This is a genomic window from Microbulbifer mixtoriginis (SeqCode), from assembly GCF_052467945.1.
Genome location: NZ_CP174328.1, coordinates 2,233,972 through 2,254,931, shown reverse-complemented (window position 1 = coordinate 2,254,931; position 20,960 = coordinate 2,233,972). Strand labels below are relative to the sequence as shown.

Sequence of the window (20,960 nt, the reverse complement as noted above, 5' to 3'; positions counted from 1 at the left end):
AACTACGCTCACTGATTTCTCCCTGGCTGCTCGCAGCTGGGGAGAAAAAGCCACTCGAATTTCATTTGTAGAAGCGAACCATGAAAAAAGTACTTGTTCTGATCTGTTCCGCTGTTGCCCTTGTCGCACTGACCGCCTGTGAGCCCAAGCGCGGCTCCGATGCCTGGTGTGAAAAAATGGATAAAGTGCCCAAGGGCCAATGGACCCTGGATGATGGACGCGACTACACCAAGTACTGCGTCTTCAACCAAAAGCCGGAAGAGGAATAAGCGGGCCTATAGTCGTTGTTCTTCGTCGATTCCTACCAGCACTTCTTCCGCCCGCTGACCGGTAAATACCGCGAGCAGGTGGTTGAGTGCTTGCGTCTTTTGTATGAGCGTCTGTACACCGCCAAGGCTGACTACGGCGAGTCTCTGCTGCGCGAGCAGATCCTGGAAATTTTTGCCGAGGCCCTGACCCGCGCGCCCCAACTCGATAGTGAAGATGGAGTGCAGGACCCCGAGGGCCGCTTCCGCAGCCTGCGCGATCAGGCCGTCTGGGTACTGAACAGCCTGGTGGAGTTCGGTTGGCTGGAGAAGCAGGTGGACAGCGCCACGCTCACCGCTACCTATCCGTTTAGCCGCCGGGGCCGCCTTTTCACTCAGCCGCTGGTTGAAGTGAACGGCACCCGCGTGCGCACTCGCCACCGCAATACCCGCAACACCTTAAATGCCCTGGAAGCCTTTGCCAGCCGAGGTGAAATCCACGACTTGATCGATGCCTGGGAATACTCCGAGCGTATCGTGGCGGATTTCACCGATATGATCGCCGAGCTGGAAGAGCGCAAGCGGGAAATGGTGAGGGAAGTGGAGGCTCAATTGCTGGTGCAGCAGGCCACCGATGAGTTTTTCTCCTTTATGGAGAGCCGCTTCCAACCGGACCTGGCTATCCGACTGTCTGCGGACAGCGTGGAGAAGCACCGCGATTCCATCAACCGGGTGATTGACTGCATTCGCCGCAAGGAGGATATGCAGAAAGCGGAGTGGGAGAAGCGCCTGCGCCAACTGCTGCCGGAGTTGGTGCAACCGGGCCACTCCCTGCTGTGGCTGATGCTTGATACCATCGAAGACCGCATGCGCCGCGCCTGCGAGGTGAAGTTGCCCGCTTTGCGCCGCGCACTACAGGGCTTTACCAAGCGTGCGGATATTATTATCCGCCAGCTCAGCTACCTGCACAGCCAGGCTGAAGGTGAATTTGCCGACCTGTGCCAGCGTCTCGGTGAGAGCCAGCAAAAAACACAAATTCTCGAGCAGCTGGGTGAACAGTTAGGTGGCTTCCAGCTGCGCCTGTTTGACCCCAAACAAACCCAGCTGTGGCAGCGCAACCGCCGCCAGCCGGTGAATACCCGGGTTGAAGATGAAACCCCCATCGGTGAGGAGAACCGCCGCGAGATCGAGCTGCAACAATTGCTCGACCAGGCGTTTAATTTCAACAACAGTAACCTGCGGGATTATCTGAGCGATGCCCTCGGCACCGGCCGCCAGATCAACAGCCGCAACCTGCCATTGCGCGATGCGCGTGATCTGCTCGCTATGAGCCATGTGATCGAAGCGGCGGCGGTGAACCAGAGCGGCGCCGCCGACTTGCAGGTGAAATTTACCGGTGAAATCGTTAGCAATGACTATTTCACCGAATTTGACGAATATATCCTGGAGCTGAAAAACAGTGATTGAACAGGCTTTGGAAGAGGCCCTGGCGCAGTGTCGCCTGAACCGCAGCGAATTTTCCGAGCTGTTGGTGCGCCTGTTGGATTACGGCGTTATCTGCCGGGATGAAAGCGTTATCGAAACCACCCTTTACGATCGCTTCCAGCGCTGCGAGCAGCTGGTGCGCGAGTGGTTGGCCCCATTGGGATTGCGTTTGCAACACGACAGTCGTTTCCAGTTTATCCGCGTGTATCCGCCCGGCGCCGAAGTGCCGGGTTTGCCGGATCAGGAAGAGCCGCACCACGGCGGCTTCCGCGCCCGCCTCAGTCAGCAGGAAGTGGCCGCGATTCTCGCCCTGCGCGTGGAATACGATAAAGCGCTGCGGGAAGGGCAGGTGGATGAGAGTGGTTGCGCCGCGCTATCGATGGAAGCCCTGGAACTGGGCATGCGCAATCTGTTGAAAATGTCCCTGCCGGATAAACAGGCCGAGCGCAAAAATCTGTTGAAGAAATTGCGCCAGCTGCGTTTGGTGCAGTTCAGCAGCGAAGAAGTGGAGACCAGTGCGGAAGTCTGGCTGCGCGTGCGCCCGACCATCGCCCACTTTGTCAGCGAGTCGGTATTGCACCAGCTGATCGACAGCGAAGTCCCGCCCGCAGTGGAGAGCGGGACCACTCAAGCTGATGAAATTGATGAGGCTGAAGAAGCAGAAGAAGAGCAAGCGCTCGAACGCATCACTCCAGAAGTCGAAGATAACAGCCTGTTTGAGAGTGAAGCCGCTTCCTAGTTGAAAATAGAGGCCGCGCTAGCGGCTATAAAAAATCGAAAACATTCGACCGCCCGGGTTTGCGTAAATCGCACCCGGGAGCCTCGGAGAGGGGTGTCGGCTTCCCGCCTGCAAAAAGACCCTGCTTTTGAAAAGACCGTTTTTTTGAAAAGACTATGTTCCTAAAAAAACTGATCCTGATTAACTGGGGCAATATCCCGCAGTTGGAATATGATTTCGGCCCGATCAACCTGTTTTCCGGTGGCAACGGTTCCGGTAAAACCACGGCGGCTGATGCTATCCAGACATTGATGACCGCCGCCCACGATACCCTGTTTACCTTTAACCCGGGGCAGGATGAAACCACCCAGCGCGGGCGGGGTGGCAAGCAGGTGCGGACGCTAGCTTCCTATGTACTGGGTTGTGACGATGGCAGTTACGCTCGTGTAGAGCCCACCGACTGTTACATCGCCGGTATTTTTCATCCCACCAGTGGTGAAGACGATGCTGAGCCTTTTACCGCAGTGATGGGGATTCGCGCGCACCTGGATAACAGCAGTAAACCCGCCCAGGCCCGCCAAAGTGATTTGCGCTTTTTCGTATTCCCCGGCGAACAGTTGGTGATGGGGGATTTTGTCCGGGATTACACCGACGGCAAGCACCTGCTGCCGCTGGATAAATTCAACCAGGTCCTAAGCAAGCAGTTCGAAAAAGTAGAGCAGTACGACAAGAAAAAGGCCTACCTGCGCCGCCTTTACGGCGCCCTACGCGGACGCCGCGATGCGGTCTCCGATCGCGAGGCCATGCACGCCGCGCGCACCTTTGCCAATTTTATGGCCTATAAGCCGGTTAAAAGCATCAACGATTTTGTCGCACAGGAAGTGTTGGAAAAGCGCGATCTGGGTGATGCCATCCGCTCCGTTTCCGAACTGATGAAAACCATCCACAGCATGGAACAGGAAGCCCGTCAGATTGTGGAGCGGGTCAGTTCCCTGGAGGCCATCGCCCAGTCGGTAGAGCTCTACCGGGAGCAGTGGTTGCAGTTGCGGGTGCAGGAATATTTGTGCGCACGCCATCGCCAGCAGCGGGTGCAAAAGAGTTATCTGAGCGGCAAGAACGATCAGAAAAAACTGCGCAGCGATCTGGACAACAATGAAAGGGAGGTGCGCGTCGCCTCCGAACGCGTCGAGCAGCTCAATGGTCAGCTGGTAGAGCTTCAAGCCCAGCGCCTGGGTATTGATGCGCTGCGCAATAAGGACGAACTGGAACAGCGTATTAACAATGCCCTGAGCCTTCTGTCCCAGCAGCATACCCCCATGTCTGCCGAAGAGGCCCGCTGGCGCGAGAACCGCGAGGCCGCCGAAGAATTATTAAACCTGCTTAACTCCACCTCCGCCGAGCTGGAAATTCCCGCTTTCTCCGATAAAGCACTGGTGCAGGCGATCAAGCAGGTAGCCCGCGAGGAAGACCTGCCGGATCTGCACAAGTTGTTGGGCAAGGACTGGATTGACCTGGCTGCATTGGAGCCACTGCGCGAGCGCGCTGCTAGCAGCGAAGCTCTACAGAACCGCCTCTTCGATCTGCTGGATAGCAATGGTAAAGCTGGCGCCGGTGACGAGGTTTCCCCCAAAGAGCAGATTGCCCAGCAGGCCTCCCGCTGGGAGCAAAAAGTGCAGCAACTGCAAAAGCAGCTGCGCACCCAAGAGAGTCGAATTCAGCATCTCCAGGCCAACCGCGTGCGCTACCCCCAATCGGTAGAAGTAGCCCTGGCCGCAATTCGCGAGCAGTGCCCTGAAGCGGAGCCCCGCGTCCTGTGTGATTATGTGGAAGTGCTGGATGAGCGCTGGCAGATGGCGATTGAAGGCTATCTGGGCGGTGCGCGCTTCTCGATTATTGTGGAGCCGGAACACGAGGCCCGCGCGATTCGTATCGTGCGCAGCCTGCCTGGGCGCAACAACCGCGCCCGGGTGATCCAGGGGGATAAAGCCCGCCGCGATGCGGAGCGTCTGGATACGCCGTCGGGCTCCATTATCGAACTGATGGAGTTCACCCATAAAACTGCCGAGCACTATTTGCGCGCCTCCTACGGTGCCGTGGTTCAGGTGGAGGATGAACACGAGCTGCGCGGCACCCGCCGGGGCCTGACTGCCGACGGTATGGCCAGTGGCAACTACAGCATGTGGCGCTGCGATATGGACGATGCCGAGTTGGTCTTCGGTCAGGGCGCCCGAGCTCGCGCACTGGCGGCGCAGCAGCGCGCTATGGAGCAGTTGCTGGAAGAGGCCGCCCACGTCAACGAGCGCCACCAGCTCTACCGCCGAGTCACCAACGCGGTGCGCGGACTGGCGAATATCAAGCTGTTGTCCATTGTGGATTCCGCCCTGGCGGCCCAGCGGGAATGGCGCAGCGCTGAACGGGCCCTGGAAAACCTGGACCTGAAGGACTTCGAGCAGTTCGAACAGCAGGTCGATGAACTCAAGGCCCAGCTTAAAGACCAGCAGAAGCAGTTGTCTGACCTCCAGCGCAAGCATGGCTCTCTGGAGACCAAGCTAAGAAGCAACGAAAAACTCTTATACGCGCTGTCTGGCGAGCTGGAGTCCCTGGACGATGCTGCCAGTGACAGCGAGGAAATGGTAAGGCGTATTACCGCCATCGATCCCACCTTCGATGCCGAGCAAGTGCTGGTTACTGCCGACGAGCAGGTAGAGCGCGCCGCCGACAACTTCGACTTCTCAGCGGATATCGAAAGTTGGCAGGGGCAGCTGGAGAAATACAGTCGCCAGCTCGATCGCGCGGTGATGGAGTACAACGCTACCTGTGCCAGCGTCGATACCCTGGTGTTTGAGCCCGACTTGAGTGGCGGCCACAAAGATGGCTTGTTCAAGTTGATCAGCGGTCTCGGCGATCAGGTAGAGACCCTGCGCAACCGCCTGAAGAACAACCTGCTGGTGGAGCGCCACGATCAACTGCTGGGATTGAAAAAATCCTTTAACACCACTTTTGTAACCCACTTGTGCCACGCTATTTATCAGTCCATTAACGATGGTAAGCGCGTGTTGGATGATCTGAACAAAGAGCTGGAACACCACCGCTTTGGCGCCGACCGCGAGCGCTTCCGTTTCGACTACCAGTGGGTGGCGGAATTCAAGGAATATTGGAGCTTCTTTAAGGCGGTAATCGAACTGCCTAATCTGGGTGAAGAGCAGAGTCTGTTCGACACGGACTTGGCGCCCAAGCACCGCAAGGTGCGGGATCGCCTGTTGAGTATGCTGCTGAGTGAAGACGAGCAGGTGGCGCGACGCGAGCTGGATCGAATCAGCGACTATCGCAACTACCGCAGCTATGAGATCTATAAGGAACCGGAAGGCAAGGAGCCGATTGCGCTCAGCCAGTACGGCACCGGTTCCGGTGGTCAGCTGGAAACGCCGGCTTATATTATCCGCTCCGCAGCGGTCACTTCGGCCTTCCGCTTTGGTGAAAGCGGCAGCCATTTGCAGATGGTACTGGTGGATGAGGCCTTCTCCAAAATGGATGAGTCCCGCTCCAAGGAAGTGATCCGTTACCTGACTGAAACCCTGGGCTTACAGCTGCTGTTTATTATGCCCAGCAGTAAATCCGGGCCTTTTATGGATCTGATCTCGAATCAGTTTGTATTCAGTAAGTGCCCCAGTGCCAAGCCCATCGGCCAGCTGAATACGCGGGTGTATGTCGATCGCAAGGTGTGCAACCAGGAGCGTATCGCCGAACTCTGGGCCAACCACCGCCGCACGATTTGCCAACAGGCATCGCTGGATTTTATGGACCTGGTAGAAGTAGAGGGATAGGTATTTTCGGGGGAAACCCCTCCATTGGCAGGGAGGCAACCGATGGAAAAGGCATTGCCCTATTGGGTAGAGGAAAACCCGCTGTTAATCGGCATCCTGAATTTTATTCTGGATCGGCGGGATAGCCAGCTGGAACGGGGCAAGGAAGCCCGCATTAGTTTCAGGCTGGATTTGCGCGCTGGCAGTAAGCGTTGGTTGGAAGTGTTGGAGCCCCTCAGGGACCCCGACCAAGACGAGCAGGAGCTGTGGAATGAATTGCAGCACTTTGCCAGTGAGTATCAATGTTTTGCAGTAAAACCGAACCCTAAACGGCGACCGGGTGTTGCAGAGTGGCAGGGCGCTCAGCTGATCTTTCGGGACGCCAGTGAAGAGCAGCTGCGCCTGTGGCTCAATCGTCCATCCCCCAACTTGCGCAAGTCTGCCTGGACCAGTCTGCTGGAGCCCTATGCCGATCGCTTTGAGAATCCCGCGGCTTTTCCCGTAGAGGGTTTGGAGCTTCAAGCGGGGTTCGACTCTGCCGAGGAAATGGTCTCCTGCTGGGCCGCTATAAGTCGGGAATTGATTTTTGCCGAGCAAATCACCTGGCGGCAATTGGCCGCGCGCTGCTTTAAAGGGGATTCCAAATATCTTGATTTACCTAGTCGCCAGTCCCTGGTGCGTAACCTGTTTCCGGAGCTGAGCCGAAAAATTCGCGAGCGCCAGTTATTACTTCACGCCTACCTGCCGGAACAGTTTGCGCAGGTGATTTTTATAGAGAACCAGAATACTTTTATCAGCTTGGCGGAATTGCAGCCCAGCTCCACGGCGCTGGTGTACAGCGAGGGCTATCAGGGTGGTGCGGAGCGGATACGCAATTATGGCATTACTCGCTTTAGCACGATTAATTCGGCCACTACAGTTTCTCGGAAGCAATTTTCACAGTGGTGGTATGGCGATAATTTGGGTTCACTTCCCGTTTTCTTTTGGGGGGATCTGGATTATGAAGGGCTGCGTATAGCCGCCGCGCTGAAGAAAAGTTTTCCTGGGTTGCAGTGTTGGCGGCCCGGCTATGATTTGTTACTCAACTCTCTGCACGCCGGCAAAGCCCATTCTCCCGACTTGGCAGAAAAGCTCGGGCAAAAACCCATCGAAATGATCGGCTGCCAATATGCGGATGATTATTTGATCCCAGCTATCTCGGCTAATAATTGTTTTGTGGATCAGGAGGCCGTCAAAACAGAGGCTTTGCTGGAGACTCTCCCTTAACGCTGGGCTTTTTGTCGCTATCGGATAAATTTCCCTTCCTCTTTATTGTGCGCTGGCTGTTGCAGTCGTTTCAGTCAGCCTTAAAGCTTGTTTTTTATGCGCGAGATCTCGGAAGATACAGAAAATATACGGTAAAAATGCCCTTTAAAAATAACAAGGGAAGCTTCTGGAGATCTCTATGCGTCAGTTTTCCATTTTGGTCATTTTTGCTTTGGCCTTCGGCGGCGCCGCTGTTTTATATGAGAAGGAAAGCCGTAAAGTTAAAGGCGTACTGACTCAGATTACCGAACTGCAGGCGCAGATGGGAGATTTGCAGGCAGAGGTCAATCGGCTCAACAGCGAGTTGGAAGCGGTTAAGCTGGCCGAGCGCCGACGACCAACGCTAAGCACTATGGCCAGCCGTATCCGCCGGGAGTCCAGCACCTCCATGCCGCCCAAGCCCGTCGTGGAAAAGCGATTCGAGCAAAAACGCTCCGCTTTAATTGCCTCCGATGTCACCAAGGCACCCCCTGCTATCCAATCGGGGGAGGAGCAGGGTGGCCGCGAGAGTAATGAGTGGTCACGTCCCACGATGGATGCAGACCAATATCAACGGGAGTCCTCAAAAGAGGAGGTGCTGGACCCCTACCAGTAATTTTCAATCACCGGTTGATTCCTGCTGTAAAGCCCGCAAAATACCTGCCTCTTGGCACACAATACGCCAGGTATTTCGCGGGTTTGCTGTGTCTGGCAAACGCGTTTTATAGCCACTGATTGTGAGGGGGCGATCCGGCCATGTCGTTAAATAAATTCTACTCATCGCTCAATAGTCAACTCGAAGGTCTGCTATCTGCCGAGAGGGATTGGCTGGCCAATACTGCCAATGCCAGCGCTCTGTTGTTTATGGAGTTGGAGGATATCAATTGGGCGGGCTTCTACTTTTTGCATGGTGATGAACTGCGTCTGGGACCCTTTCAGGGCAAGCCCGCCTGTACTCGTATTCCCGTAGGTGCCGGAGTTTGCGGTACGGCAGTATCCAGCGGAGAGTCTCAACTGGTAGAGGATGTGCACCAGTTTCCAGGCCATATCGCCTGCGATGCGGTTTCTGCTTCTGAAGTGGTCGTTCCACTTTATGATAATAACGGCCACTGCCTTGGGGTGCTCGATATCGATAGCCCGACCGTTGCCCGTTTCACCGCAGAAGATCTGGCTGGCTTACAGGGCTTTGCCCAAGTACTGCTGAAATCTTCAGACCTGCCACAAAGCTAATGGCACTACTGTGGCAGAAGCAGGTGGGAGACACCTGTTATGAGGTGCGCAACCACGGCGCCAGCGTACGTTTGTACAGCAATGGGGTTTTCCATTCCCAGTGGAATCCCCGCGATCCCCTTAAGGGCTCCCTGTGGGAGCTGCTTCTGCTGCCGGCCTTCTTTCTACCCGAGAAGCGTCTGAACTCTGTATTGTTATTAGGTGTTGGGGGCGGTGCCTTGATCCGCTTGTTACAGGCTTACACCTCGGCGAAACGTATTGTTGGGGTGGACCTGGACCCGGTTCACCTAAAGGTGGCCCGCCGCTTCTTCGGAGTTAAGGATGTAGAGCTGGTACATGCCGATGCCAAAGAGTATGTGGCAGATTACCTGCAAAACCCCTCTGCTGAGCCGTTTGATCTGGTAATCGATGACTTATTTGGTCATTTTCAGGGGGTGGCACAGCGCGCCGTGCCCGCAAGTCAAGAATGGTGCGCCAACTTGATGCGCCTATTGCATCGGGATGGGGTTTTAGTGAGTAACTTTGGCGATCTTCAGGAGCTCCGAGACAGTGCCTGGCGTCAAAAGGCTTTGCGCAGCCGTCTGCGTGGCGCCTGGATGGCCTACATGCCCCAATACGAAAATCATATTCTGGCGGTGAGCAGGAACACGCTTTCACTGGCGGAGCTGAAGAAGCGCGTTCCAGCCAAAATCAATCCCGGTAGCCCCAGTTGTCGCCTGTATGCTCATCATCGACTTCTGCGTTGAGTTATCTGTCTGGAGCGCCCTGGCGGCTCGATAGGCAAAGAGAAAACTGCCACTGTCGTTTTTTTGTTGGGTGTTGTTGGCGCCCTTTCTCACTGCCTGTCTATACTGACATTAGCGACTTATTACTCCAGGGCTCGTTAATGCGGTACAAAACAGTTGAGGAAGTTATTCAGGAAGGAAGGGATTTTCATGCCAAATTGGCGCTGCAATACGAAGAGTATGAGCAGCTTGCCACCAACAAGCGGGTTGAGCTGCTCCTAGATCAGCTTCGACGACGGGAAGACTCCATGAAGCATTCACTGGAGAACTTCCACGCCGATTTGCCGCCAGGTGCCTTGCACACCTGGGTGCAATTTGCCCCGGAAGGGCGCGAGAAGGAGTTTCTGCAGCGCCTGCGCAGTATCGATATAGATAATCTAGATGACATTGCCAAACTGGCTATGGATATTGAGATTTATCTGGCTGACCAATACCGGGATCTGGCCCAGGGGGCGGAGACTCCCTCGGCGCGTGAAGCCTTCGAGCGCTTGCGACAATTGGAAGAGCTGGAGGAGCACACCCTCTCGATGAACCTGTTTAATTTGCGCGACTACTAATTCTACCGACTCAGCTGGTCCGCAAATTTGATTTTTGTCTCCTGGCGACTGCTCGCCTAATTTAGATAAACGCCGGCAAACTGCGCCCTAAGGGCGCAGCCGGTATACACAGAAGCCTTTTTCTTTGGTGATCAACTGCACCTCAGAAAAGTAACGCGGCCCCTTCTTGGACAGCGGAATAAACTCATTCACCACAAAGAGTGCCGTACCGGTTATTTTCAATAACCGTGCGCTCTGTTGCAAAAAGCGATCGGTAAGATCGCCTTCCACCTGGAATCCCTGGTGGAAGGGCGGGTTGCACAGCACCAGGTCCGCAGCACCGCTTTCCAGCTCTGCCCCGGCATCGGAGGGCAGAACGACGCCCTTGATACCCTGAGTTTGAAAATTTTTCTTACAGGCGAGTAGGGCTGCGGCATTATTGTCGATAGCGGTAAAGTGGAAGCTCCCCAGTGATGCTAGTCGGGCACTGAGATAACCGTAGCCACAGCCGAGGTCGATAACTTGGGCACCTTCCTTGGGAAGCTCGGTGGTGAGCTGTTGGGCCAGCAGGGCGCTGCCCTTATCAATCTTATTCCAGCCAAACAGACCGGGCTTGCTATAAAGCCCCCCAAGCTCCGGCAGGCTGCGTAGCTGTGGGTAATCCTCCTCACCGATAGGTGTTCCACCCTGGGGATGCTCCACCCGGTTTACACTGCAATAATCGTTGCCGTACTTTTGCAGATTTTTACCGCCATCCAGGCGCTCGGCAACTTTAGCCGCGTAGCTTTTAATGCCGCTCTGCTTTTCCCCTAACAACACCAGTTCACCGCCCTCACCGAGAAACCGTGGGGCCTGGTTGATAATATGGTGAACGACGGCTTTTTCCTTGGAGACCGAATAAACAATGCGGCGGTAGCGGCGATCCAGCTCTTCAAGGTGAAAGTCGTTATAGAAGCTGCGCCCAACCTTACCCTGGGCCAGCTCGGCAATATCCCAGCGGTTGGTAAGGAGGTCACCTTCGAAGTGAAAGCCCGGCTGTAGTAAAGGCTTGCTGTTTTCATCGGCGATCCACAGGGTTTCACTCGGCACCTGTGAGATTTCCTGGAGGAGAAGCGAGGACATAGTCTTTATTGTACCGAAGCGATTTCTTCAGAAGTTAACAGCCGGTATTCGCCTTCCTGGAGCTCTTCATCCAGGAAGATATCGCCGATTCTCTCCCGGTGCAGTTCGATTACCCGGTTGCCCAGGGCGGCAAACATACGCTTGACCTGGTGGTAGCGGCCCTCACCGATAGTGATGCGCACCTCGTTAGCGTAGAGAATCTCAAGCTTGGCCGGCTTGGTTCTTTTCTTTTCATTGTTGAGCCAGATACCTTTGGCAAACTTTGCCACCGCATCTTCCTCAATTTTCTCTGCCAGCAGAGCGTAATAGGTTTTCTCACAGTGGTGGTTCGGCGAGGTCACTTTGTGTGACCACTGGCCATCATCGGTGAGTAGCACCAGCCCGGTGGTATCGATATCCAGGCGCCCGGCGATATGTAGCCTGGCTTTGTTGGGCTCGTCAATCAGGTCCAGCACCGTAGGGTGTTCGCCATCTTTGGTCGCGCTTACATAGCCCAGGGGCTTGTTCAACATAATGTAGCGTGGCCCCGGTTCGTGCAGGGGCTCGCCGTCCAGGTACAGTGCATCGCTGGCCTGTACCTTGGCGGCCGGATCGGTGATGACCTCGCCGTTAACGCTGATGCGCTCCGCCTTGGCGGCGCGCTTCACATCGGAACGGGAGAGGTCAGTCACCTGGCTGACCGCCTTATCCAACCGTATAGAACTAGCCAATCTTGCGTTCACCGGAATCGACAGATTGGTAGATCAGGGTATTGATGGTCATTGGGCCAACACCGCCGGGCACCGGGGTGTAGGCGGCAACGCGCTCAGTGAGCGGGCCCAGTTCAATATCGCCCACACCGCCTGGGTGGTAGCCGGCATCCACAACTACAGCGCTATCTTTAATCCACTCAGCCTTAATAAACTCCGGTTTGCCCACGGCGCCCACTACGATATCGGCGCGGCGGATATGTTCGGCCAGATCTTGAGTGCGGGAGTGGCAGATAGTTACGGTGGCGTTGGCGTTCAACAACATGGCAGCCATCGGCTTACCCAGGATAGGGCTCCGGCCCACAACTACGGCGTGCTTGCCTTCCATTTCGATATTGTAGGCTTCCAGCAGGCGCATAATGCCTTTAGGGGTTGCACAGCCATAGGCCTCTTCACCCATGGCCATACGGCCAAAGCCAAGGCAGGTCACGCCATCTACATCTTTCTCCAGACTAATCGCGTCGAAACAGGCACGCTCATCGATCTGTGCCGGCACCGGGTGCTGAAGTAGGATACCGTGGACGTTGGGGTTGGCGTTGAGCGCCTCAATCTTGGCGAGTAACTCTTCAGTGGTGGTGGAGGAGGGCAGTTCCACCTGCATGGAATCCATGCCGATACGGCGGCAAGCATTGCCCTTCATCTTTACATAGGTAGCTGAAGCGGGGTCATCACCCACCAGGATGGTCGCCAGGATTGGCGTTTGCCCACCGCTCTTCTCTTTTAGTACGGCTACCCGAGCCGAGAGTTCTTCTTCAGTTTTCTGTGCCAGGGCCTTGCCGTCCAGAACCAGTGCAGACATAGATGCTATCTCTAACAATAAAAAATCGATGGCTAATAGACCGGAGTCTGCTCCAGCACCTACTGTATATAGAAGGGCGGAAGCAGGCGATTTTTAAAAACGCTTACTTTTTATCCGGTCGGATTTGCGAAGTGCGCCATTTTCGCACAGGTTGGAAATAATTTCGCCACTTCTGGGCCCAGATAGGCAAAAGGATAAACTTCTTTAAAAATAATAGCTTAGAAGCGTTGACATGGGCCGGGGGTATCATTACTATGCACGCACTTCGCAGCTACAGCGACTTACACAACCACCTACGGGACGGTTAACAGGGTCAAAGAGGTGCGAATGATTGGAAAAACGGGGCATAGCGCAGTCTGGTAGCGCGCCTGCTTTGGGAGCAGGATGTCGGGGGTTCGAATCCCTCTGCCCCGACCAATTTTCCGGGTTCACCTTGCGCCCGTAGCTCAGCTGGATAGAGCATCCGCCTTCTAAGCGGATGGTCGCAGGTTCGAGTCCTGCCGGGCGTGCCATCTTCACAAGATGGTGCTGGTTTGGCAAAAAGGACTTGGTCTGAAGCCAGATTGGCTGCAAGAGATATCCGGCAATCAGTACTGCCACAAGGTGCTGAAGTATATCACTTTTATGGTGGCCGTAGCTCAGTTGGTAGAGCACAGGATTGTGGCTCCTGAGGTCGCGGGTTCGATCCCCGTCGGCCACCCCAGATTCTTCCTTGTTTATCAAGGACTTAAAACCTCGCCTAGTGCGGGGTTTTTTAGTTTTTGGCCCCGCGGTGCCAATTCCTGGTGCCAATTTTGGCCTCAATCAATGTTGAGGTTTAATTTTGACAGGTCTTGAGCCATGTCCATCTGGCGGTAAAAATCTCCCCCTCCCCTGTTGAAATCACTAAGAAGTAGCTTGGAGCTGCAATGAAGTATCTGCTGTCCGTCTTTTTCCTAACTTGCTCTATGTTCGCCTCTGCTTCTGGGAGCTTAAATTTTTCATTAGGTTTGGGTGAGGACCATGGCGGGCTCGGGGCAAAGTACGCAATTAACCGGGGTGAAGATAAATACTTTGTCGCTTTGGGTTTGTTGGGCTACTGAGGGCATACCGGTTGGTCCGAAGGTTATGGCATTGGTTGGGAGCGCTTAGTGTCTTCCGATCGCCACTCTCTGGGAACATTCCTGGGGTCTGTTGGTTACGATAGTACAGGTGATGACATGGCTCGCTATCATGGGATTTCCTTGCTCTACAACTACTATTTTCTAGGGTTTTCTGAATCTTCATGGGTAATAGGTGGCGATATTTATGTCGGTGTTAGCGATAGTGGTGAGTGGTACTTTGAAGATGAGCGATATGGTATCAAGTTGAAGTTTGCTTATCGGTGGTAGGGGGATAAGTCATGCGGGCCTTATCAGTCTTAGCTGTTCCATACAATTTCGTGGCTTCAATAAGTTCGAGGTCGTATTTGGATTAGTTTTTAACTTTAGTTTTAATATCCAGATTCGCCCCCTTGCCGATTTCTTAGGTGTCAATGCTCAAGCCTACTTGGGTCTTTGGTGGTTGGGTGTATCTGGATTGTGAGGTGTTCAGAGTTACTAAATATCCACCTTGGCTGTATAAGATAGGGCCAGATACTCAAGCGAAAAGTAATGAGGTGGCTTAATAAGTGTTAAAAACTAAGTTGTAAAAGGGAAAGTTGCGGATAGCTTGGGAATTTTTTCTTTATTCAGATGTGAAGATTGAAGGGGGCTATAAGCGCTATGGCTTATAGCTGAGGCTTGTTTGATGATATTTGTTAATTTTAATAGTTTCTAGAAAATTACCCTTACTCCAAATGCTCAAGTTTTGAGTCGGTGATTTTTGCATCTATATAAGTTACTTGGGTGAATCGTCCTGTCTCTGAAACATTTGATTTCCAGTCTATTTCAAAATTTATTATTAGTAGGACATCTTGTTTCTGGTCATCCCAGGATGTCATTTCAAAGGTTTTTTCGAAGCTAACATCTTCCTTCCAGAGAAAGGTGTGATCTCCTTCTAGGGCAACAAACTGAGATTTTCCATGTCTGGTAAAATATCCCCCGCTTTTGGGTTCCCACTTTGTGTCTGGCTCATGGAAGTTGCTCGATGGATCAGCTATCTTACGAGGGTCTTGCCTTATGTCGCTAGCTAGATTGGCCAAAATTTCCGAAATACTGTGATCTATTGCTAGCCCGGTTTTATTATCTTTGCCAAGGAATTTTCTGGTTGCCTTGTCAATAATTGAACTCACAAAAGAGTCTGTGAAATCTTGATGAAGAAGACGAAAGTAAGATTCAACGTCATCTAATGATGACATAACTTTTATGAGCGTGTTTTTTTTGAATTCTTTTTCGGCGGTATCTCTGAGAAGATTGTCCGCACTTAGAAATATTATATGTTTTTCAGGGTTGTCGGAGATATACTTTTTTAAGGTTTCAAAAATTAATACATCCCTAAAACCTTTTTCATTTTTTTCAGCACTTTTTGGTTTTTTATTGCCGGTCTCCTCTGAGAATGGAGGGATCCTCCAGATTGATTTGTCAATGATGTCATCCCAGTCAATTGAGTCGGTAGGCGTTGGAATAACTTTGGCTTTTTTGCTTTTGACCCAGCGATCAAGGCGTGCCTTAACCTCTTTTTTTACTCGTATATCTGTTACTTGGTGGGAGTAATTTTTTTTAGTTTTTCTATTTCATCGTTTGCTTTCTTTAAGGTTCGTAATGAGGATGATGTTTGTTGATATAGAAGTTCTCCAATTACTACCGAAGGAATTTTTAAATAAAGTTCGAGCCTGGGTGAGTGTTCTTGCCAGAAAGTATCAAATTCGGGGTTGGCAACTAAAGATTTATCGGCATTGAAAAGAATATTTGTATCAACAAAAATATCATGACATTCAATTATTTTCTTGGTTAGGGCTACCATAATCGTTTTACTGTCTTCTGGATTTTTTAACAAAACTCTGTAGTTATTTTTGTCCCGCGTTTACTTTTGGGGCAAATCATTTTGGCTGGTTAGGTTGGCGCCAAAAGGTAATTAATGATGTTAATTGGGTTTTGTTGGAATTTAAAGAGTTGACTTATATGTAGGGGGGAGTGTGGGCTTATTACGCTCTAAGCTGGCTACTCTATCGGCGGTGCGGTTATACCTCTCCGTCATTGATCGAGTCCTATGTCCGGTGAATTTTTGAACATCGCCATCAAAGTCACTGGCCGCTTTGATTTTCAAATCATGGAAGCGAAAGCGCTGTTTGATTGCGCCAGACGCTAGGGCAGCTCTCTGCTCGCGAAGCCATATAGCATTGAACCCGGTGCGGGTGTAGGCGCGGCCAACGCGGCTGCGGATGATATGGGTGGTTTGGATTTGTGCTTCTGTGTTATTGGCTACTGCGCGATCGACAGCTTCTTTGAGCGCTGAGCTCCAAAGTTTTAACTGGGCTTTTCCCGTCTTGGCTTGCACAATCAACAGGCCGTCTTCTTGAATCTCTGCGCGGGTGAGGGCGAGTACATCTTGTTGTCTTGCAGCGCAAAGGTAGCTGATTTCCATAGCGCACTGGTGCATCACATGGCCGCGATCGCCCAGCCATTGCCAGAAGGCTTGGTACTCCCAGTCTTCTACGTAGCGCCCACCTGCTTTCTCTTTCAGGCTTTTAACTACCGCCGTTGGGTCTTCAATCTTCACGAATCCTCTGGCTTTACCCCACTTCATAACAATGCCGAGGAATGTTTTCTCGCGGTTTGCGGCTGTGGGATGTTCGGCTCCACGGGCATCAAGGAACATCTGTACCAGAGGGGAGGTGATGTTATCCGGTTCCATTTCCCCAAATACCGCCAAGATACGCAAGCTATAGCGGTGATAATCTTTCTGGGTTTGAGGCTTGATGTGCTTAGTGTATTGAGGGGAGGCGAAGTAGAGTTCTGTTAGGTCTGTGAGGGTGAATGTCTTTTGTACCAATCCTGCCTGATACTTTTCGTAAGCGGACCACACTTCTGATTTGCTAGCGTTGAGGTCGGCTAGATGCTGTATAGGCCAGCCTCTGCGCCTTACGCGGTATCCGCGAGGGTAGCGGACAACGTAAGGTGGCATCCATGCATTTTCGGGGTTGCGCCTTCTGCCCATTAGCTTGCTGCTCCAAGGTTAAAGCCTGGGGGTAGGTTAACACCGGCTAAGTCAGGTTTTGAGGCCCCTCGGGCCAGAATGGCTTGATTAACCATTTCCCAGGTGAGTGCAGGGGACCGGTCTTTTTTCAGCACATAGGGAATTCGATTGGCATCGAGAATACGCTTTTGCTCCTCGGCATTTTCGGCGCTAGCGCCCGTGAGTCGGCCTATCTCATGCTTGGTTAGCAAGTTACCCATCGCACATCCCTCGCGTTGTTGTCTTCTACCTAAAAAGCCCGCGTTTGGCGGGCTGAGAAAGCTATCTTTAGTTGAGCTCAGGCGTACTGCGGTTCTACCTGGGGTTTTGATTCTGAGTTAGGGCAGTCTTTGGGTTTCTCTTCAATGACTTTCTTATCGACTATGCGATAAATTTTTGCCTTGTCGGTTTTCTTGTCGAATATCTGTGCCCAGTCGGTAAACGGGTCATTTTGAGCGATGCGATGCACTTCTTCGAAGGCCTCTTCTTCTGTGGCGTAGGGGTGTTTGAAATCTTTGATGCCGCCCATCAATAGGTTGTAGGAGCCAGTAAGCAGTGCGTATCTTTTCATTAGATTTTCCCGTTTTTAAAAATGGGCTCCATACCGGCAGCCCAAGGATGGTTACCTCTGACTGAATGCGCCGGGGCGCGGTTAAATTTCTAGCTGGCTTGGGAGATGGAGTTCTTTTCGATCAGATCCCGAATCCACACCATGCCTTTCGATGTCACTTTGGTATTGATATACGGCACATTCACCGGGCCACGGCTATATTCAGCATTCTCTGCAACCAGTAGCCCCTGCTGTACGGCGGACTTTGTCGGTGAGTTGCGCATAGGTTCACGGCTATGCAAAAGGTCGCTATTTCGTAGGACTTTTAACAGGTTGTTTCTGCCCATTTCTAAAGTTCGGGCGGCCTGGGTGATGGTGAAGAGTTTTTCCTTTTTCACGCTGCCTCCTGGTCCTTCAAGTTTTGTTTTGATGGTTGGCCCTGAATAGCTTCGGAGAGAGCGGCTATCTGCTCGTGCATACCGTTTATTTGTAACCGCTGGGCTTCTACCGTGGCCATTAGGTCTTGGGTGATTTGCAAGAGCTGGGAAAACTCATTCATGGTTTGTGCCTACCACTTTCTTGAACTTTCTTTCCCGGCCAATTGCCGGCTCCCAGTATTTGCAAAGCTGACAACTCCAGCCACGCAATAACAGCTTCCCGTTGAATACTAGTTCTGTGGGTTTTCCGCAGTGGGTGCAGTGTATTCGCGGTAGCTGCTGCGGCTGGTTCATGCTGCGCCTTTCCTCTGGGTTTCAAGGTGAGACCACTCGACACAAAGGGTGTGAAATTTTTTATCGCCCTGTGCGATTACGTTTTGGGGCTCCTTGCCTTGATAGCGAAGTGTCATCACGTTGAGGGCGTGCTGATAGTTCTCCCCATCAAGTAGCGATAACTCGGCAACGGGAACCGTAAAATCGTTGCTGTTCCAAGCCGAAAGCAACACCTGTGCGGCAATTGCACTAGCACCGGAGTATCCGTTGGCAACGCGGAGCAGAGTTTCCACGCTCAGGGTTGGGTATAAAGTATTCATGCGGCATCGCCTCCAAATGGTGGCCAGTTATTGTTTTGTGTTGGCCGTGCAAAAGTGGGTTTTGGCTGCACTAAACGGATGTGGGTTTTGCGATCGGGGTTGGCGATATCGATGCGGTGTTTGAGGCGATCAACATCGTTTTTGCTTATGGCCGTTGGATGTACAAACACGGTGGCGGTCATGCGATTCCCTCCCGGTTGTTGCGGATGCGAATGGTTCGAACTGTGGGGCGGTGCTGGAAGCGGGTGCGTAATTGGTCTTGAGCATCAACTCCCATACCGCTGAGTACGCAGGCGAGCAGGGCGAATTGAATCAATCCGTGCTTTACCGCTTTGGCCACCGCTTCAGTGTTATTGCGGATGCAGCTTGTAAAAGCATTCCGCCAGTAAGTTGATGACATTCGCTACAGAGCACTGCATAGCTTCGGAGGCCTCTTTGTTGGAGAGCCCACGGGAACGATATGTAAGCGCTTCAGCTTCGCGTGGCGCCAATCGCTTTAGATTGCTGGCTGTGTGCATTTTGATGCCTTGTCCTTGGTTAATAATTGCAGTAGCCGAAAGTAAATTGTCTGGTCAATAGTCGTAAGTTAATTTCTTAAAAGGTTTTCACCTTGATATGCTCAGGGAGCGCTTATCACGGAGGATAAGAATGAAAAAAATAAGACATGCAGTAGTAGGAGTTCTGCTAGCGACTGGCCTTGGTGGCTGTACTGCAACGAACCAGACGCCAGTGTTTATCAGTGAGTACTTTGCTTTAGAGCACCTTTCAACAAAACAAGAGGTATTGAGTAAGGCGAGGCAAGCTTTGTTGAGGGATGGGTTTCAGATTTTATCCTCTGATTTAGAGGCGGGTTATATCTCTACAACCCTAAAAAACTGGAAACTTACGCCTGAGCAGGCCAATTGTGGTGCTAACGAGGGCAGAGATTATTTAGAGGATAATTACACCAAGACAGAAGTTGCCTTTAATGTGGTTGTTGATGATAGGGATGTGATTGTTCGTTCAAACATTCAGGGCGAATACTTACCGGGGAAGCCGGCACAAGATCTCACTTTGAACTGTGTTTCTCGGGGTGTTATTGAAGTTGAGATGGTCAAAAAAATTCTGTTGTGACTCTCAGCATTCAGAAAGGCCCGCTAATGCGGGCTTTTTTTTGTCCTACTTAGGGGTGTAGGAGCTAATAATTACGCCACAAAAGGATATAATTTTGCCTGTAACTTCCATCGGAGAGTAGGTTGGGTTGATGGGGCGTAGATAAATATGGCCCATGTCTTCTGCATAGCTTTTGAAGATGACCTCACCATTTATTTTGGCGATAACTCGGCAGCCATTGGTCAGAGGTTTGTCGGGGTCGACAAAAATGATTGTCCCTTCTGGATAAGAGCGCTGGCCTGGGTAAAGGCTAGTCATGCTATCACCATTTACTCGTAATGCGTAAGAGAGGCCTGAGTGAGTACCGGGGCAGGGCAGCGAAGCTTCGGCTTCCCCGGGCTCTAATAGATCTACTGCGCTACATGGAAATTTATACAGGAGGTGGGTGGTGAGCTTTGAAGCTGCGGCATGGGCCATTAAACGCAGGACCAGAACACCAACAGCAAAGCTGGTTTTAATCGCGTTGGCCGATTGCCATAACAGTGATACCGGGCAGTGTGACCCGGGCAATGCTTACCTGGCTGATGTTGCGCAATGCACAAAGCGTTCTGTGATTAATGCTATCGAAGAGTTGGAAGAGTTGGAAGAGTTGGAAGAGCTGGGCTACCTGAGCGCCGAAAAATCCAACGGGCGCAGGACCAATTATGACCTCTTTTTACACGTAAACCGGTGTAATGATTTCACCGGTGAAAATAAAACACGAACCGGTGAAAATGACAACACGTCCTTCTCTATAGAAGCAGTAAGAACCAATAAGAAACCAGTAGAGAGAGGCACAGTTCCAAATCGCGCCAACTCAAAACGCGGCACACGCTTGCCTGGAAACTTGGTTCTCACGGACAAATTCCGCACCGAAGCCCAACGCCTCCGCCCAGACCTGATCCACAGAATCCACGACATTTTCGAAAGTTTCCGCGATTACTGGATATCCCAGCCCGGGCAGAGGGGCGTAAAACTCGATTGGCTCGCCACCTGGCGCAACTGGCTAAAACGCGAGAAGTACTTCGCACCTCAACCTCGGGCGTCAGGGCAGCGGCTTACTCGAAACCTCAGCGCAGTAGAAATCTCAACGGATATCAATTGGTAAAACCCAATCACCAAGGAGAGCTCACCATGTGCACAGTCACCATCCCAGAGGCCACCGAAAGGATTTCCACAACCAACCCCATCAGCCCTCTAGCCGTATTCCGCACCAAGTACGCTCACCTCGTGGAGGTTGTGTTCGCGAATACGGTGCTGACCCAATTCTGGATAAACCAGGGTCATATAAATTATCTGGGCACGTATCACCGAGACAATCTGCACGCAGCCGAAAGGCGATTTCAGGAGTACTACGAG

28 protein-coding genes and 3 tRNA genes are annotated in these 20,960 nt (G+C 52.4%); 16 read left to right on the top strand and 15 right to left on the bottom strand.

Annotation, left to right across the window (positions count from 1 at the left end; translation table 11 throughout):
* The first annotated feature begins 80 nt into the window (after positions 1–80).
* The 9 genes from ACJJIJ_RS10025 (at position 81) to ACJJIJ_RS09985 (ending at position 10,107) form a co-directional block, all read left to right on the top strand.
* Positions 81–269, top strand: coding sequence for a DUF3012 domain-containing protein (locus tag ACJJIJ_RS10025; protein WP_252082097.1), 189 nt, complete (start codon positions 81–83; stop codon positions 267–269).
* Positions 270–284: 15 nt separating this feature from the next.
* A complete protein-coding gene (locus tag ACJJIJ_RS10020; RefSeq protein ID WP_444939463.1) occupies positions 285–1,712 on the top strand; it encodes a Wadjet anti-phage system protein JetA family protein in 1,428 nt (475 codons plus the stop codon).
* Complete coding sequence (locus tag ACJJIJ_RS10015) at positions 1,705–2,469, top strand: DUF4194 domain-containing protein (RefSeq protein ID WP_444939462.1); 765 nt, start codon at positions 1,705–1,707, stop codon at positions 2,467–2,469. Before ACJJIJ_RS10020 ends, ACJJIJ_RS10015 begins: the two co-directional genes overlap by 8 nt.
* 155 nt (positions 2,470–2,624) lie before the next feature.
* The gene (locus ACJJIJ_RS10010) at positions 2,625–6,272 is read left to right on the top strand and encodes an ATP-binding protein (RefSeq protein WP_444939461.1); all 3,648 of its coding nucleotides are present in this window, start codon (positions 2,625–2,627) and stop codon (positions 6,270–6,272) included.
* A 42-nt stretch (positions 6,273–6,314) separates the two neighbouring features.
* On the top strand, positions 6,315–7,517 hold the full coding sequence (locus ACJJIJ_RS10005; RefSeq protein ID WP_444939460.1) for a Wadjet anti-phage system protein JetD domain-containing protein: 1,203 nt from the start codon (positions 6,315–6,317) through the stop codon (positions 7,515–7,517).
* A 178-nt stretch (positions 7,518–7,695) separates the two neighbouring features.
* Positions 7,696–8,151, top strand: a complete 456-nt coding sequence (locus tag ACJJIJ_RS10000; RefSeq protein ID WP_444886512.1) for a hypothetical protein — start codon at positions 7,696–7,698, stop codon at positions 8,149–8,151.
* 140 nt (positions 8,152–8,291) lie between these two features.
* Entirely contained in the window at positions 8,292–8,765 is a 474-nt protein-coding gene (gene msrC / locus ACJJIJ_RS09995; RefSeq protein ID WP_252082091.1) for a free L-methionine (R)-S-oxide reductase MsrC, read from the top strand.
* A complete protein-coding gene (locus ACJJIJ_RS09990) occupies positions 8,765–9,511 on the top strand; it encodes a methyltransferase domain-containing protein (RefSeq protein ID WP_444939459.1) in 747 nt (248 codons plus the stop codon). Before msrC ends, ACJJIJ_RS09990 begins: the two co-directional genes overlap by 1 nt.
* 140 nt (positions 9,512–9,651) lie before the next feature.
* Positions 9,652–10,107 (top strand): hypothetical protein, encoded by a 456-nt coding sequence (locus tag ACJJIJ_RS09985; protein WP_152453116.1) that lies wholly within the window; start codon positions 9,652–9,654, stop codon positions 10,105–10,107.
* A gap of 87 nt (positions 10,108–10,194) precedes the next feature.
* On the opposite strand, the gene ACJJIJ_RS09980 is transcribed toward ACJJIJ_RS09985, so the two are convergent.
* Genes ACJJIJ_RS09980 through folD form a run of 3 tightly spaced genes read right to left on the bottom strand, consistent with a single transcriptional unit; the run spans position 10,195 to position 12,756 of the window.
* Complete coding sequence (locus ACJJIJ_RS09980; RefSeq protein ID WP_444939458.1) at positions 10,195–11,175, bottom strand: class I SAM-dependent methyltransferase; 981 nt, start codon at positions 11,173–11,175, stop codon at positions 10,195–10,197.
* Between the two features lie 38 nt (positions 11,176–11,213).
* On the bottom strand, positions 11,214–11,918 hold the full coding sequence (gene rsuA, locus ACJJIJ_RS09975; protein WP_252082088.1) for a 16S rRNA pseudouridine(516) synthase RsuA: 705 nt from the start codon (positions 11,916–11,918) through the stop codon (positions 11,214–11,216).
* Positions 11,911–12,756 (bottom strand): bifunctional methylenetetrahydrofolate dehydrogenase/methenyltetrahydrofolate cyclohydrolase FolD, encoded by an 846-nt coding sequence (folD, locus tag ACJJIJ_RS09970; RefSeq protein ID WP_252082087.1) that lies wholly within the window; start codon positions 12,754–12,756, stop codon positions 11,911–11,913. The genes rsuA and folD overlap by 8 nt, the downstream gene beginning before the upstream one ends.
* Before the next feature lie 340 nt (positions 12,757–13,096).
* On the opposite strand from folD, the gene ACJJIJ_RS09965 reads away from it, so the two are divergent.
* The 5 genes from ACJJIJ_RS09965 (at position 13,097) to ACJJIJ_RS09945 (ending at position 14,126) form a co-directional block, all read left to right on the top strand.
* Positions 13,097–13,173 (top strand) — tRNA-Pro (locus ACJJIJ_RS09965).
* 18 nt (positions 13,174–13,191) lie between these two features.
* Positions 13,192–13,268: transfer RNA gene (locus ACJJIJ_RS09960), tRNA-Arg, on the top strand.
* Positions 13,269–13,383: 115 nt separating this feature from the next.
* Positions 13,384–13,459: transfer RNA gene (locus ACJJIJ_RS09955), tRNA-His, on the top strand.
* Positions 13,460–13,664: 205 nt separating this feature from the next.
* On the top strand, positions 13,665–13,838 hold the full coding sequence (locus tag ACJJIJ_RS09950; protein WP_444939457.1) for a hypothetical protein: 174 nt from the start codon (positions 13,665–13,667) through the stop codon (positions 13,836–13,838).
* A gap of 48 nt (positions 13,839–13,886) precedes the next feature.
* Positions 13,887–14,126 carry a hypothetical protein gene (locus tag ACJJIJ_RS09945; protein WP_444939456.1) on the top strand — a complete coding sequence of 80 codons (240 nt, stop codon included), beginning with the start codon at positions 13,887–13,889 and terminating at the stop codon, positions 14,124–14,126.
* 437 nt (positions 14,127–14,563) lie between these two features.
* On the opposite strand, the gene ACJJIJ_RS21080 is transcribed toward ACJJIJ_RS09945, so the two are convergent.
* The 11 genes from ACJJIJ_RS21080 to ACJJIJ_RS09885 form a co-directional block, all read right to left on the bottom strand.
* The gene (locus ACJJIJ_RS21080; protein ID WP_507011603.1) at positions 14,564–15,406 is read right to left on the bottom strand and encodes a PIN domain-containing protein; all 843 of its coding nucleotides are present in this window, start codon (positions 15,404–15,406) and stop codon (positions 14,564–14,566) included.
* Positions 15,407–15,411: 5 nt separating this feature from the next.
* A complete protein-coding gene (locus ACJJIJ_RS09930) occupies positions 15,412–15,711 on the bottom strand; it encodes a hypothetical protein (RefSeq protein WP_444939454.1) in 300 nt (99 codons plus the stop codon).
* Between the two features lie 108 nt (positions 15,712–15,819).
* Positions 15,820–16,872, bottom strand: coding sequence for a tyrosine-type recombinase/integrase (locus ACJJIJ_RS09925; RefSeq protein ID WP_444939453.1), 1,053 nt, complete (start codon positions 16,870–16,872; stop codon positions 15,820–15,822).
* Positions 16,872–17,111: a hypothetical protein gene (locus ACJJIJ_RS09920; RefSeq protein ID WP_444939452.1), complete on the bottom strand. Its 240-nt coding sequence runs from the start codon at positions 17,109–17,111 to the stop codon at positions 16,872–16,874. The genes ACJJIJ_RS09925 and ACJJIJ_RS09920 overlap by 1 nt, the downstream gene beginning before the upstream one ends.
* Positions 17,112–17,188: 77 nt before the next feature.
* The gene (locus tag ACJJIJ_RS09915) at positions 17,189–17,461 is read right to left on the bottom strand and encodes a hypothetical protein (protein WP_444939451.1); all 273 of its coding nucleotides are present in this window, start codon (positions 17,459–17,461) and stop codon (positions 17,189–17,191) included.
* Positions 17,462–17,550: 89 nt separating this feature from the next.
* Positions 17,551–17,838 carry a phage antirepressor KilAC domain-containing protein gene (locus tag ACJJIJ_RS09910; RefSeq protein WP_444939450.1) on the bottom strand — a complete coding sequence of 96 codons (288 nt, stop codon included), beginning with the start codon at positions 17,836–17,838 and terminating at the stop codon, positions 17,551–17,553.
* A complete protein-coding gene (locus ACJJIJ_RS09905; protein ID WP_444939449.1) occupies positions 17,835–17,999 on the bottom strand; it encodes a hypothetical protein in 165 nt (54 codons plus the stop codon). Before ACJJIJ_RS09905 ends, ACJJIJ_RS09910 begins: the two co-directional genes overlap by 4 nt.
* A gap of 168 nt (positions 18,000–18,167) precedes the next feature.
* Positions 18,168–18,470 (bottom strand): DUF7673 family protein, encoded by a 303-nt coding sequence (locus ACJJIJ_RS09900; RefSeq protein ID WP_444939448.1) that lies wholly within the window; start codon positions 18,468–18,470, stop codon positions 18,168–18,170.
* Positions 18,467–18,652: a hypothetical protein gene (locus tag ACJJIJ_RS09895; protein WP_444939447.1), complete on the bottom strand. Its 186-nt coding sequence runs from the start codon at positions 18,650–18,652 to the stop codon at positions 18,467–18,469. The genes ACJJIJ_RS09900 and ACJJIJ_RS09895 overlap by 4 nt, the downstream gene beginning before the upstream one ends.
* The gene (locus tag ACJJIJ_RS09890; RefSeq protein ID WP_444939446.1) at positions 18,649–18,810 is read right to left on the bottom strand and encodes a hypothetical protein; all 162 of its coding nucleotides are present in this window, start codon (positions 18,808–18,810) and stop codon (positions 18,649–18,651) included. The genes ACJJIJ_RS09895 and ACJJIJ_RS09890 overlap by 4 nt, the downstream gene beginning before the upstream one ends.
* Positions 18,811–18,820: 10 nt before the next feature.
* A complete protein-coding gene (locus ACJJIJ_RS09885) occupies positions 18,821–18,988 on the bottom strand; it encodes a LuxR C-terminal-related transcriptional regulator (RefSeq protein WP_444939445.1) in 168 nt (55 codons plus the stop codon).
* 130 nt (positions 18,989–19,118) lie between these two features.
* On the opposite strand from ACJJIJ_RS09885, the gene ACJJIJ_RS09880 reads away from it, so the two are divergent.
* Positions 19,119–19,583 (top strand): hypothetical protein, encoded by a 465-nt coding sequence (locus ACJJIJ_RS09880; RefSeq protein ID WP_444939444.1) that lies wholly within the window; start codon positions 19,119–19,121, stop codon positions 19,581–19,583.
* Between the two features lie 45 nt (positions 19,584–19,628).
* Here the strand turns inward: ACJJIJ_RS09880 and ACJJIJ_RS09875 are convergent, their stop codons facing one another.
* Positions 19,629–20,039, bottom strand: coding sequence for a LexA family protein (locus ACJJIJ_RS09875; protein WP_444939443.1), 411 nt, complete (start codon positions 20,037–20,039; stop codon positions 19,629–19,631).
* On the opposite strand from ACJJIJ_RS09875, the gene ACJJIJ_RS09870 reads away from it, so the two are divergent.
* Complete coding sequence (locus ACJJIJ_RS09870; protein WP_444939442.1) at positions 20,011–20,709, top strand: helix-turn-helix domain-containing protein; 699 nt, start codon at positions 20,011–20,013, stop codon at positions 20,707–20,709. The genes ACJJIJ_RS09875 and ACJJIJ_RS09870 overlap by 29 nt on opposite strands.
* Positions 20,710–20,960 lie beyond the last annotated feature (251 nt).